This window comes from Loktanella sp. PT4BL, assembly GCF_003201935.1.
Lineage (GTDB): Bacteria > Pseudomonadota > Alphaproteobacteria > Rhodobacterales > Rhodobacteraceae > Yoonia.
Window position 1 is genome coordinate 51,012 of the sequence record NZ_QJJL01000002.1, and the last position, 12,605, is coordinate 63,616.

Below are 12,605 nucleotides of genomic sequence, written 5' to 3' on the forward strand. Positions count from 1 at the left end.
GGAGGCACCCCGTCACTTTGTAAATCTGGTTTTGGTGGAGGCGGGGGCAAAAGGCAAGCTTGCCTTGTCCGTAATCTATTCGTCGTCGCTCAGACCTGCTGCAGCATTGGCAATCGATGCATGTCCAGCCGCATCCATCACCAGCATTCCTTCGATTAACGTCAATGCATGCGGCGCGCCTTGCGCGCCAGCAGGGTGACGCTTGGCGATCCAATCCAGAAAAACCCGAATGATCTGATGCGCGGCCTCACGATGGGCGGCCCCGCCTTGGGCCGCCGCGGCGATGATATCAAGCCAGACACGGTTGTAAGGTTGAAAGGCATCTGATCGCATGAGCTGCAAGACTTTGCGCAACAACTCTTCTTCCGTAGCATGCCGGGCAGGGGGCATTGCCCCATCCAGCCCTGCCGCCATCCGAGCGGCGAGATATTCAAGTAACGCCGCGATCAACTGATCCTTACTGCCAAAGTGGTAGATGAGCATCCTGTCAGATGTGCCTGCTGCTGCTGCCAGCGGACGCAGGCTGGCCGTGTTAAGGCCATGCGCCAGTACATGATCAGCGAGGTCGGATAGAAGCGCGTCTTTATTTGGCTTGGTTCGGGCCATGTTTTTCCTTGAAGCAGTCGCTACATAAGACTATTATGTAGCGACTGCTACGCTGTCTGATATTCACTTGCTTAGAAAGAACACTTCAATGACCATGTTTCAAGTATTGCCCATCCTTGGCTACGCAGGATGTATCGGCGCAATCCTGATGATTGCCGTTGGGCGGTCAACCACTGCCGGATCGCAATGGCTGATCCCTGCAGCCACCGGCGCAGTATTTTTTATCTTTACACTCGTGACCTTGGCGCAGGACGGATTGATCCAGTTCTGGGTAAACCACACAACTGATTTCGCAGGCAATCAAGTCTGGTTCGATCTGATCATCGCGGTGACGATTGGCTTTTACCTGATTGCACCTCGGGCAAAGGCAGTTGGTATGCCGCTGCTCCCGTGGTCCGTTGCGGTGTTCGCGACAGCCTGCATCGCATTGTTGCCTATGCTGGCAAGAGTATTGTGGCTGGAGCAGAAGAGCGCGCATTAGCGCCCCAGTGATGCGATCTACATCGAAAACGAAGTCCCGCAGCCGCAAGACGAGGTCGCGTTCGGATTGTTGATCACGAACCGCGCACCGATCAGCTCTTCGGTGAAATCAATCACTGCATCCGCCAGAAATGGCAGCGATACGGAATCGATGACGACTGTTTCGCCCTTGTCAGACAGAACCAGATCATCCTCTTTCGCCTCATCAAGGTCGATCTCGTACTGAAAGCCGGAACAACCGCCCCCTTCAACCGCGACACGCAGGGCCTTGCCTTGCGCGCTCGCGCCGATTTCGGCGAGGCGTTCAAATGCACGGGTGGTAACTTTGGGAGGGACGGTGAACATCACGGGGGCCTATCGGTTTGGGTGTACCTGTAATATAGGGATGACAGGCAAAAGCGACAAGACAGGCAATTCACATGGCAGCGCCCTATGCGACAGACCCCGCCAATGCGCGCGGGCGGCTTTATCCTGAGGAAGAAAGTGCGTTCCGTTCGCCGTTTCAACGGGACCGTGACCGGATCATCCATTCCAGCGCCTTTCGGCGGCTCAAGCATAAAACCCAGGTCTTTATTGAGCACGAGGGCGATTATTTCCGCACCCGTCTGACCCATTCGATCGAGGTGGCGCAGGTGGCGCGCACCGTGGCGGCTGCCCTTGATCTGAACGTGGAGCTGACCGAGGCGGTCGCATTGGCTCATGATCTGGGCCACACGCCGTTCGGGCATACCGGTGAAGAAGCACTTGATGCCTTGATGCAGCCCTATGGCGGCTTTGATCACAACGCGCAGGCGTTGCACATCGTGACCTCCCTCGAACGGCATTATGCGGAATGGGACGGGCTGAACCTGACGTGGGAAACGCTGGAAGGGATTGCCAAACACAACGGGCCGGTGGTGGGGCAGGTGCCTTATGCGCTGGCCGCCTATAACGCGCGGCACGATCTGGAGTTGCATACGCACGCCAGTGCCGAGGCACAGGCGGCAGCTTTGGCCGATGATATCGCCTATAATAACCACGATCTGCATGACGGGTTGCGGGCAGAACTCTTCAGCACCGATGAACTTGCCGAACTGCCGATCCTGCGCGACTGTTTTGCGCGGGTGGATGCGAAATACCCAGACCTGAATTACTATCGCCGCCGGCATGAGGCGCTGCGGCGGTTCTTTGGTGTGCTGGTCGAGGATGTGATCGCCGTCAGCCGCCACAATCTGACGGAACTGGCCCCGGCGACAGTACATGATATTCGCCACGCAGGACGGATGATGGTCCAGTTTTCACCGGCGCTTTGGCAAGACCTGAAGGTGATCCGCGCCTTTTTGTTCACGCGGATGTACCGCGCCCCTGCGGTGGTGGAGATGCGGGTGGTGGTGACGCAGATGATCAACGATCTGTTCCCGTTTTTCATGGAGAACACCGACGAGTTGCCCAAACAATGGCGCAAGGACGTGGCGGATGCGCCTGACAGGACCGCACTGGCACGGATTGTCGCGGATTACATTGCCGGGATGACAGACCGCTTTGCCATTCAGGAACATAAGCGGCTGATCGGTGGCGAGGATATTCCACCCGGGGTGATTGACGGGAATTAGAGGGGCCAAATCCTTTGAAGGTTTTGGAGGCAGACTTTTGACAAAAGTCTGCTTGCCCTGCGCTATCGGGGTGGTAAACCCCAGTCAAACAAAGCTGTTGGATGACCCATGAACCTTTTTGCTGATATTCGCACCCGTGTGCTGGCCTGTCTGGACCAATTGGTCGCAGAAGGCACGCTGCCCGATGGCCTCTCGACCGCTGTTGTCTCGGTCGAGCCGCCGCGCGATGCGGCCCATGGTGATATGGCAACGAATGCGGCGATGGTCTTGGCAAAACCTGCCAAAATGAACCCGCGGGTGATCGCGGATGCGCTGGCGGCAAAGCTGCTGGACGATCCGCAAATCGCGGTGGCGGAAGTGGCGGGGCCTGGGTTCCTGAATATGCGGCTTGTGCCTGACGTGTGGCAAGGTGTGATCAAGACCGTGCTGAGCGATCCGTCCTACGGGCAATCCACGCTGGGCCAAGGCCAGAAAATGATGGTGGAATATGTGTCCGCCAACCCCACCGGGCCTTTGCACGTCGGCCACACGCGGGGGGCTGTCTTTGGTGACGCGCTGGCGCGTCTGCTCGATTATGCGGGCTATGATGTCACCAAAGAATATTACATCAACGATGGCGGCGCGCAGGTCGATGTGCTCGCGCGGTCTGTCTATCTGCGCTATCTTGAGGCGCATGGCCAGGAGGTGGCGTTCGAGGATGGCACCTATCCGGGCGACTATCTGATCCCAGTCGGCCAGGCGCTGAAAGAAAAAGTCGGCGACGCCTTTGTCGGGCAGCCCGAGGATGTTTGGCTGGAAGAAATCCGTGAATTCGCCACCGAAGCCATGATGGACCTGATCCGCGAGGATCTGGCCCAGCTTGGTGTGGTCATGGACAGCTTCTTTTCGGAAAAATCGCTCTATGGCACGGGGCTGATCGAAAAGGCGATTGCCGAACTCGACGCCAAGGGCCTGATCTATCGCGGCGTGCTGGAACCCCCCAAAGGCAAAATGCCCGAGGATTGGGAGCCGCGCGAACAGACGCTCTTTAAATCCACTGCCCATGGCGACGATGTGGACCGGCCTGTGCAGAAATCCGACGGGTCATGGACCTATTTCGCGCCGGATATCGCGTACCATTATGACAAGGTGCAGCGCGGCTTTGATCAGTTGATCGACGTCTTTGGTGCCGACCATGGCGGCTACGTCAAGCGGATGAAGGCGGCTGTCTCGGCGCTGTCTGACGGGCGGGTGCCACTTGATGTGAAGCTGACGCAGCTTGTGAAGCTGTATAAAAACGGCGAACCCTTCAAAATGTCCAAGCGGGCAGGGACCTTTGTGACCCTGCGCGATGTGGTCGATCAAGTCGGCCCCAATGTGACACGGTTCCATATGCTGACGCGAAAGAATGACGCGCCGCTGGATTTCGATTTCGACAAGGTGCTGGAGCAGTCCAAGGACAATCCGGTGTTCTACGTCAACTATGCCTATGCGCGGGTGAATTCCGCCGTGGCCAAGGCGGGGGCGTTCACGGATGTCTCAGATGCCGCATTGGCAGGGGTCGATCTCTCCGGTCTGACCCATGAGGCGGAGCTCACTCTGATCAAGAAACTGGCCGAGTGGCCGCGTCTGGTAGAAATCGCCGCGCGCGGGCATGAGCCGCACCGGATCGCCTTTTACCTCTATGATCTGGCGTCGGATTTCCACGCGCTTTACCACCAAGGGAACGCGGACGAGAGCCTGCGCTTTGTCCAAGAGGGTGACTCAGATACCACACAAGCGAAAATTGCCCTCATTCGGGCCGTAGCGATTGTTATTTTGCACGGTTTGGGTATTCTTGGCGTCACTCCGGCGGAAGAGATGCGTTAACGCACAGACTGCCGGATCGAGCTGAAAATATTGACCCCGAAAAAACCACAAGGTCTGGGGCGCAGTGAGGCAGAGATGGCAGTATACGATGACGGGTTCGCCCGGGCGGCACGTGAGCCGCGCTCAACCAATCTAGTCAACTTCGCAGGTGCGGCGTTTTCGCTGGCGCTGATCCTTGGCGTAAGCTTTTGGGGATACAAGCTGATTGTGCGTGATGTCAGCGGGATCCCCGTGGTGCGCGCCATGGAAGGCGATATGCGGGTTCTGCCCGACAACCCCGGTGGTGGCGTTGCCGCGCATACGGGGCTTTCGGTGAATGAAGTCGCCGCGATGGGCGAAGCGGGCGGTCCCGAGGATCGTTTGGTCCTGGCCCCGCGCACGGCGGGATTGTCACCCGAAGACCTTGACGTGCGACCAACACCGGAGGTTCTTTCTACCGTGTCGGCGGCGGTTGAAGACGTCCCCACAGCTTTTGAAGCCGAAATTGTCGCGGATGAGACCGTTGCCGCTGTTGCCCCGCTGGATGACGCCACAGCGCTTGCCGCGCAATTGGCAGCCCTGAGCACCGAACCGCCGATGGTCCCTGCAGAAGAGGCACAAGACCCAAATGTGATCCCGGCAAGCGTGCCCGGTGTCGCAATCTCGGTGCGTCCTGTGATCCGGCCTGCAAATATGCGTATTCCGGCACCGGTGGCTGCGGCAACACCTGTGCCTGCCAGTAGCGAAGTGGCCGTCACGACCGCAACCTTTCCTGCCGGTACCAATCTTGTGCAGCTTGGCGCCTTCCCCAACCCCAGCCTTGCCGCAGCCGAATGGGACCGACTGCAATCACGCTTTGGCCAGTTGATGGGCGGGCGTGAGCGCGTCATTCAGGTCAGCAATCAAAGCAGTGCCACGTGGTACCGCCTGCGGGCCAGCGGGTTTGAAGACCGCGCCGAAGCCCGCCGCCTGTGTGCTGCCTTGCAGGCTGAAGGCGCGGAATGTATTGCCGTGGTGGTCAATTAAGTGACGATGAATGCAACGATTTTCGGCCCCGAGGGGCTGGAGATCACGGATTGGGAACGCGGGTTTTTCCGCGAAGTCCAGCCGCTTGGCTTTATCCTTTTTGCGCGCAATATCGACAACCCTGACCAGCTGCGCCGCCTGACGCATAGTCTGCGCGAGGCCGTGCAACGCGATGCGATGATCCTGATTGACCAAGAGGGCGGGCGCGTCCAGCGGATGCGCAGCCCGCATTGGCGCGAATATCTGCCGGCCTTGGACCAGATGTCACGCGCCAAAGATCCCTTCCGCGCCCATTGGGTCCGTAACCGGTTGATCGCGGCGGAACTGCATGATGTGGGGATTGATGCCAATTGCGCCCCCTTGGCGGATATCGCCGAAGAGGCAACGCATCCGGTCCTGAAGAACCGCCTCTACGGGTATGATGTACAGACAGTCGTTGATGCCTGCCGCGTCTGTGCGGACGCGCATCTGGCCGGTGGTGTGCTGCCGGTGCTGAAACATATCCCCGGATATGGGCGGGCGGCGGTGGATAGCCACAAGGACCTGCCGCGTGTGGATGCGCCGCGGCCAGAATTGGACGCATGGGATTTCGCGCCATTTGCGGCGCTGTCCGATCTGCCGATGGGGATGACGGCGCATATCGTGTTCTCGGATATTGACGCCGCCAACCCCGCCACAACATCCGCTAGAATGATGGAAGTGATCCGCAAGGACATCGGTTTCGATGGTCTTTTGATGACCGATGATCTGTCGATGGAGGCGCTCTCGGGAACGGTCGCGCAGCGTGCAGCGGCGAGTATCGCGGCGGGCTGTGATATTATCCTGCATTGCAACGGCAAGGCGGATGAAATGGCTGCTGTGGCACAGGCGTCGGGCGTCATGACGGACGCGGCCATAACCCGCGCAAATCGTGCTTTGGTATTGCGAAAAACACCTGAAAATATTGACATCGGGGCGCTGGAAGCGGAACTTGGCCGTCACTTAGGCTGAGGGCAGATGCAGGGCGAAGATTTCCAGGAAGACACGATCAGTGTCAGCGAGCGTGTCGCCGCTGAGGCCTTGATCGTTGATGTGGGCGCATTCGAGGGCCCGCTCGATCTGTTGCTGACGCTGTCACGCACACAGAAGGTGGACCTGCGCCAGATTTCCATTCTGGCTTTGGCCCAACAATATCTGGCCTTTGTGGAACAGGCCAAACGCCTGCGTCTGGAACTTGCCGCGGATTATCTGGTGATGGCGGCCTGGCTTGCCTTCCTCAAATCGCGGCTCTTGTTGCCGCCTGACCCCTCCGAGGAGGGGCCGTCCGGAGAGGAACTGGCGGCACATCTTGCGTTCCAGCTTGAACGGCTTGAGGCGATGCGTAATGCCGCCGCCCAACTGATGGCGCGCGACCAGCTGGGCCGCGATTTCTTTGCCCGCGGGATCACCGAAGACGTGCAGCGCGTGCGCCGCGTGACCTATACCGCCACACTTCTGGACCTGATGCAGGGGTACGCCCGGATCCGCACCCGCGATGATTTCCGCCCCTTTGTGATGGACCGTCAGCATGTGATGACGATGGAACAGGCGCTGGAGCGGATGCGGTCGCTGATCGGCTTTGCGGGCAACTGGACCGATATCGTCAGCTATCTGCCTGATGGCTGGGACGCCGACCCCCAACGCCGCCGGTCGACGACGGCGGCAACTTTCGCGGCCTCGCTCGAATTGGCCAAGGAAGGCAAAATAGAAATCCGGCAGGGCGAGATGTTTGCCCCGATCGAAATCCGCAAGAAAGACCCGCGTGATGGCTAAGACAGAGACCCCCCGCAACGAAAGCCTCTTTGAAGCGCCGCCCATGGGCGAACAGGAGCGCATGGTCGAGGCGATCTTGTTTGCGACCGCTGATCCGGTGACGATCACGGAACTGACGGGCCGGATGCCGCATGGCTGTGACCCCGCCGAAGCGATTGCGCATCTGCGCAAACGCTATGAGGGTCGCGGGGTGAATGTGGTAAAGGTGGGTGATGCCTGGGCCATCCGCACGGCGGGTGATCTGGGCTTTCTGATGCAGAAAGAAACGGTCGAGACGCGCAAACTCAGTCGTGCCGCGATCGAAACCTTGGCGATTGTGGCCTATCATCAGCCTGTGACGCGCGCCGAGATTGAAGAAATCCGTGGTGTCAGCGTCAGCCGTGGCACGATTGACCAGTTGATCGAACTGGAATGGATCCGCTTTGGCCGCCGAAAGATGACACCGGGGCGGCCTGTGACGTTTGTTGTCACTCAAGGGTTTCTGGATCACTTCGGTCTGGAAAACGCCCGTGACCTGCCAGGTTTGAAAGAACTGCGCTCTGCGGGCCTTCTGGAAAACCGTCCGCCACCGGGTGCGCAGATCTTGGGCGAGACAGAAGACGCCGATGACGACGACAACCAGTCCGAATTATTTGAAGATTAATCCGCAAGCCTTACATGGCGTAGAGCAGATAGGGAGTCGCAGATGAATGTGAACCAGTTGATCAATATGGGCATGCGGATTTTGATGCGCAAAGGCATGAGCAAGGGCGTGGCGCTGATGGCGAACAAAGGCAAACGGCCCGAGGATATGACGCCAGAAGAACGCGCGCAGGCCAAGAACGCACAGCAGACCGCGCAAAAGGCGCAACGCGGGCTCAATGCCGCGCGGCGGTTTATGCGTTAGCACGAGGTCCCGGATCAGGTCCGGGACTGCGTATTACTTTGATTGAAAGTGCTTGGAGAGTTTCAGGCCCTGTCCCTGATAGTTCGATTTGATGTCGCGCCCATAAAGCGCGGCTGGCAGGGCAGACATGTTCTCATAAACCAGCCGGCCCACGACCTGCCCGTGTTCCAGTACAAAGGGCGCTTCGTGACAGCGCACTTCCAGCACACCGCGTGATCCTGCGCCGCCCGCCTCGGCATAACCGAAACCGGGGTCGAAGAAGCCTGCGTAATGCACGCGGAACTCGCCGACCATTGCCAGATAGGGGGCCATTTCGGCGGCCTGCATCGGCGGGATCACAATCGCCTCGCGGCTGACCAGAATATAGAAGGCACCCGGATCAAGGATGATCCAGCCGTCCTTGGTATGGACCTCTTCCCAGAATTCGGTCGGGTCGTAGTGGTTCAGTTTCGCCAGATCCACGACACCGGTATGCGGTTTGGCGCGGTAGCCGACCAAGGTGCCGCTCTCGGGCCGCAGGTCGACCGAAAAGCCCAAGCCATCCGAGATGACAGGATCGCCCGAAACGATGGGTGTTTGCGCGTGAAGGGCGCGCAGATCAGCGTCTGACATCAGGGTTTTGCCCTGCCGGAAGATGATCTGGTTCAGCATCTGCCCGGGCTGGGCCACGACCGAAAAGGACCGTGGGCAGATTTCCACATAAAGCGGGCCGTCATAGCCTTCGGGTACACGGTCGAATTCGACACCGTGATCGGTAATGATGCGGGTCAGAAGATCCAGCCGCCCGATCGAGGATTTTGCACTGGCCGCAGCGGTCATGCCTTTGGGCAGGCGCAGGCGCTCCATCAGCGGGACGACGTAGACGCAACCTTTCTCAAGTACGGCACCGCCGGTCAGATCCACCTCATGCATTTGAAAATCGGCCAGACGGTCTTTGACTGTGCGCTGGCGCCCTGCCAGAAAGGATGCGCGCACACGGTAAGCTGTGCTGCCCAGACGCAGATCAAGCGAGGCGGGCTGAATCTGGCCGGGCTCAATCGGGGTGTCGGCCGTGATGCCACCGGATGCGATCATATCGCGGATTTGATGGTCGGCGAGGACACCAGCGTTTGTCATATCGTCTTCCCTCTTGATACCAAAACGCCCGCCGTGCTTGCACACAGGCGGGCGGTTATGATTGGTCGGGCTAGCAGGACTCGAACCTGCGACCTTCCGTCCCCCAGACGGACGCGCTACCAGGCTGCGCTATAGCCCGACTGTGGGCGTTCATACCCCAAACTCGTCCAAGGGCAAGCCCGAAAAACATCTCTCAGCCATGCATCCGCGCACGAATCTCTTCCAGCCGCAAGAGCAGCGGGGTGATCTGTGCGGCACGGGCCCGCAAGGCATGTGAATCGGCAGGTGCGCGCCCGATCAACCGCGGCTTTGCAGCAGGCAGCGCCGTTGGGGGTAGTGGCAGGTCGATGGCAAAGGCAGGTGCCGTTGGTGCGAAGGGCAGGGCCTCTTGCGCTGGCGCTGGTGTGGGCTCTGCCGGTGTTGGTGCTGCTGCTGGTTCCGGCGTTGGCGCGGCGTCGATTTGCGCCCGTTCATGGACAGGTTCGGCCTGTGCCGTCATCGACGGCCCGAGGCTGGCAACATATTTGACGCCTTTTTCGCGTAGCAGCTTTTGTGTGCCTTTGATCGTCAGGCCATCAACGTGGAGAAGCTGTTTGATCCCGCCGAGCAGTTCCATATCCGCAGGGCGGTAATACCGCCGGCCACCGGCCCCTTTGACAGGTTTTATCTGGCTGAACTTGCTTTCCCAGAAACGCAGCACATGGGTGGGCGTGTCCAGCCACTCAGCGACTTCACTGATCGTGCGGAAAGCGTCTTTGGCTTTGGCCATGACCTAGCGCTTGTTCCCGTCTGCGACGCGATCTTTCATCAGATGCGAAGGGCGGAATGTCAGAACACGGCGGGGGTGGATCGGCACCTCTTCGCCCGTTTTCGGATTGCGACCAACGCGGGCCGCCTTATCGCGGACCGAGAATGTCCCGAATGAGGAAATCTTGACCGTTTCACCGTTAACGAGGCTGTCGGAAACATGTGTCAGGACGCTTTCAACCAGATCGGCGCTGTCGTTCCGGGAAAGTCCGACCTGACTGTGCACTGCATCTGCCAAATCCATCCGCGTCAAAGTCTTGTCAGCCATAGTCGGAACCCCTCACAGTTTCACAGAGCATAGGCGCAGCGTAATTTCAGAGTCAATAACAACGGCTTGGCAAGCACAGTGAACAGCGTGTTTCCGGCCCTTACCAGCGGATGACGACCGCACCCCAGGTCAATCCGCCTCCGATTGCCTCGGTCACAAGCAGATCACCCTGTTTAATTTGCCCGTTCTGTACCCCAACCGAAAGCGCGAGGGGAATCGATGCAGCCGAAGTATTGCCGTGGTCCTGCACGGTCACGATCACCCGGTCCATCCCGATTCCCAGCTTCTTGGCTGTGGACTGGATAATGCGGATATTGGCCTGATGCGGTACGACCCAGTCGATATCATCCGCGCCAAGGCCGACCTTTTCCAGTGCGGTGTCGGCAGTTTTCGCGAGCTTCTCGACCGCATGTCTGAAAAGCTCACTGCCTTTCATGCGCACCATACCCGAGTTCTGGGTTGAGACGCCACCGTCGACATAGAGCAGGTCCTTGTAACGCCCGTCAGAATTCAGATCGACCGACAGGATCCCGCGATCGGAGGTTTCACCGGTTCCTTCCTCTGCCTCAAGGATCAGCGCACCCGCACCATCCCCGAAAAGCACACAGGTCGCGCGGTCGGTCCAGTCCATGATCCTGCTGAAGGTTTCGGCCCCGATCACAAGGACACGGTCTGCCTGACCCGAGACAATCAGCGCATTGGCGTTGGACAGTGCATAAACAAATCCGGCACAAACTGCTTGGACATCAAAGGCATAGCCCTTTGTGTTGCCAATGGCGTTTTGCACCATTGTGGCGGCCGAGGGAAATGTCAGATCGGCGGTTGACGTGGCCAGAACGATGGCGTCGATATCATTGCCGTCCATACCGGCCATCGCGAGTGCGGCTTTCGCGGCTTTGATAGCAAGGTCGGATGTGGTTTCACCTTCGGCGGCGAAATGGCGACGTTCGATGCCGGAACGGGTCTTGATCCATTCGTCCGAGGTATCGAGTGTTGCTTCGAATTCAGCGTTCAGAACCACACGTTCGGGAAGGTAATGACCAACCCCTTTGACCACTGCGCGACGCACCATGTTTATTTGCCCGTTTTTATCTTGGAACCGTCGGTTCCGCTTGCCGTGCTTGCATCTTGGGCAAGCGAGGCAGCGGACGCAACCCTTGCTGCGAGTTTATCTGAAAAACCGCTTTGGGCGAGCCGGTAGGCCAGATGAAGCGCGGCTGCGACACCGGTTTCGTCGGCAGAGCCGTGGCTCTTGATCACCGTCTGGTTCAGCCCCAGAAACACGCCGCCGTTCACGCGGCGCGGATCAATCCGTTTGCGCAAGCTGCGCAAAGAACCACCCGCGAGCAGTGCGCCCAGCATAGACCAGGGGTTTTTCATCAAGGCACCGCGCAGCAGCTCGCTGATCAGCGTGGCGGTGCCTTCGCCGGTCTTCAACGCGACGTTGCCGGTGAAACCGTCGGTGACGATTACATCGACTTTGTTGGAAGGCAGATCGCCGCCTTCAACAAAACCGACATATTCAAAGTCACCGATTATTGCAGCGTTTCCAATAAGTTCATGGGCAACCTTCAACTCAGCACGGCCTTTGTGCTCTTCTGTGCCGACATTGAGAAGCCCCACACGAGGGCGCGCGATATCAAGACCGTTGCGCGCGTAGGAGGCCCCCATGAGCGCATAGGTCAGCAGGTCATCCTGATCGGCGCGGATGTCGGCGCCTGCATCCAGCATCACGTTGAACCCTGACGGATTGCGCGACGGCCACAGGCAGGCGATGGCAGGGCGGTTGACGCCCTCGGCCTTGCGCAGGCGCAGCATGGACATCGCCATCAGACCGCCTGTGTTGCCGCAACTGACAGCAACGGCAGCCTCGCGGTTGCGTACCGCCTCAATTGCCGACCACATGGAGGTGTTCTTACCATGGCGCAGCACATGGCTGGGCTTGTCGGTCATCATCACCACGTCAGCGGCATCATGGATCGTGACGCGTTCTGCGATGCCGTGCTTGTCGACAAGCGGGGTAAGTTCTTGCTTGGGCCCGTGCAAAATCGCAGAGGCGCCGGATTGCTTGCCCAGAAACTTGGCAAGGCCCGCAACAACCGTTGCAGGCCCTTTGTCGCCGCCCATGGCGTCGACGGAAAGCACGTGGCTCGCAGCATGCCCCTGTGTCGGAGCGGTGTCCGTCTGGGGTGTTGTCATGCTACTT

General features: G+C 59.1%; 15 protein-coding genes and 1 tRNA gene. 8 read left to right on the forward strand and 8 right to left on the reverse strand.

Going from position 1 to position 12,605, the window contains the following annotated elements; all coding sequences use genetic code 11:
* Window positions 1–75: 75 nt before the first annotated feature.
* A complete protein-coding gene (locus tag C7964_RS05155; RefSeq protein WP_110278634.1) occupies window positions 76–606 on the reverse strand; it encodes a TetR/AcrR family transcriptional regulator in 531 nt (176 codons plus the stop codon).
* An 88-nt stretch (window positions 607–694) separates the two neighbouring features.
* Between C7964_RS05155 and C7964_RS05160 the strand changes: the two genes are divergently transcribed.
* On the forward strand, window positions 695–1,087 hold the full coding sequence (locus C7964_RS05160; RefSeq protein WP_110278635.1) for a hypothetical protein: 393 nt from the start codon (window positions 695–697) through the stop codon (window positions 1,085–1,087).
* A gap of 17 nt (window positions 1,088–1,104) precedes the next feature.
* Here C7964_RS05160 and C7964_RS05165 read toward each other — a convergent pair whose 3' ends face one another.
* Window positions 1,105–1,431, reverse strand: a complete 327-nt coding sequence (locus tag C7964_RS05165) for a HesB/IscA family protein (RefSeq protein WP_076658583.1) — start codon at window positions 1,429–1,431, stop codon at window positions 1,105–1,107.
* A gap of 74 nt (window positions 1,432–1,505) precedes the next feature.
* On the opposite strand from C7964_RS05165, the gene C7964_RS05170 reads away from it, so the two are divergent.
* The 7 genes from C7964_RS05170 (at window position 1,506) to C7964_RS05200 (ending at window position 8,208) form a co-directional block, all read left to right on the forward strand.
* Window positions 1,506–2,678 carry a deoxyguanosinetriphosphate triphosphohydrolase gene (locus C7964_RS05170; protein WP_110278636.1) on the forward strand — a complete coding sequence of 391 codons (1,173 nt, stop codon included), beginning with the start codon at window positions 1,506–1,508 and terminating at the stop codon, window positions 2,676–2,678.
* 108 nt (window positions 2,679–2,786) lie between these two features.
* The gene (argS, locus tag C7964_RS05175; protein ID WP_110278637.1) at window positions 2,787–4,526 is read left to right on the forward strand and encodes an arginine--tRNA ligase; all 1,740 of its coding nucleotides are present in this window, start codon (window positions 2,787–2,789) and stop codon (window positions 4,524–4,526) included.
* A 75-nt stretch (window positions 4,527–4,601) separates the two neighbouring features.
* Entirely contained in the window at window positions 4,602–5,531 is a 930-nt protein-coding gene (locus tag C7964_RS05180) for an SPOR domain-containing protein (protein ID WP_110278638.1), read from the forward strand.
* A 6-nt stretch (window positions 5,532–5,537) separates the two neighbouring features.
* The gene (locus C7964_RS05185; RefSeq protein WP_110279416.1) at window positions 5,538–6,521 is read left to right on the forward strand and encodes a glycoside hydrolase family 3 N-terminal domain-containing protein; all 984 of its coding nucleotides are present in this window, start codon (window positions 5,538–5,540) and stop codon (window positions 6,519–6,521) included.
* Between the two features lie 6 nt (window positions 6,522–6,527).
* A complete protein-coding gene (locus C7964_RS05190; protein ID WP_110278639.1) occupies window positions 6,528–7,322 on the forward strand; it encodes a segregation and condensation protein A in 795 nt (264 codons plus the stop codon).
* Window positions 7,315–7,965 (forward strand): SMC-Scp complex subunit ScpB, encoded by a 651-nt coding sequence (scpB, locus tag C7964_RS05195; protein WP_110278640.1) that lies wholly within the window; start codon window positions 7,315–7,317, stop codon window positions 7,963–7,965. Before C7964_RS05190 ends, scpB begins: the two co-directional genes overlap by 8 nt.
* A gap of 42 nt (window positions 7,966–8,007) precedes the next feature.
* A complete protein-coding gene (locus C7964_RS05200) occupies window positions 8,008–8,208 on the forward strand; it encodes a hypothetical protein (protein ID WP_110278641.1) in 201 nt (66 codons plus the stop codon).
* A 33-nt stretch (window positions 8,209–8,241) separates the two neighbouring features.
* Here the strand turns inward: C7964_RS05200 and C7964_RS05205 are convergent, their stop codons facing one another.
* The 6 genes from C7964_RS05205 to plsX all read right to left on the reverse strand — a co-directional run bounded on the left by C7964_RS05205 (window position 8,242) and on the right by plsX (window position 12,598).
* Window positions 8,242–9,324 carry a 2'-deoxycytidine 5'-triphosphate deaminase gene (locus tag C7964_RS05205; RefSeq protein WP_110278642.1) on the reverse strand — a complete coding sequence of 361 codons (1,083 nt, stop codon included), beginning with the start codon at window positions 9,322–9,324 and terminating at the stop codon, window positions 8,242–8,244.
* Between the two features lie 62 nt (window positions 9,325–9,386).
* A tRNA-Pro gene (locus C7964_RS05210) sits at window positions 9,387–9,463 on the reverse strand.
* A 54-nt stretch (window positions 9,464–9,517) separates the two neighbouring features.
* Window positions 9,518–10,093: a MerR family transcriptional regulator gene (locus C7964_RS05215; RefSeq protein WP_110278643.1), complete on the reverse strand. Its 576-nt coding sequence runs from the start codon at window positions 10,091–10,093 to the stop codon at window positions 9,518–9,520.
* Window positions 10,094–10,096: 3 nt separating this feature from the next.
* A complete protein-coding gene (gene ihfA / locus C7964_RS05220) occupies window positions 10,097–10,399 on the reverse strand; it encodes an integration host factor subunit alpha (protein ID WP_110278644.1) in 303 nt (100 codons plus the stop codon).
* 100 nt (window positions 10,400–10,499) lie between these two features.
* Window positions 10,500–11,471: a beta-ketoacyl-ACP synthase III gene (locus C7964_RS05225; RefSeq protein ID WP_110278645.1), complete on the reverse strand. Its 972-nt coding sequence runs from the start codon at window positions 11,469–11,471 to the stop codon at window positions 10,500–10,502.
* 2 nt (window positions 11,472–11,473) lie between these two features.
* Window positions 11,474–12,598, reverse strand: coding sequence for a phosphate acyltransferase PlsX (plsX, locus tag C7964_RS05230; RefSeq protein ID WP_110278646.1), 1,125 nt, complete (start codon window positions 12,596–12,598; stop codon window positions 11,474–11,476).
* Window positions 12,599–12,605 lie beyond the last annotated feature (7 nt).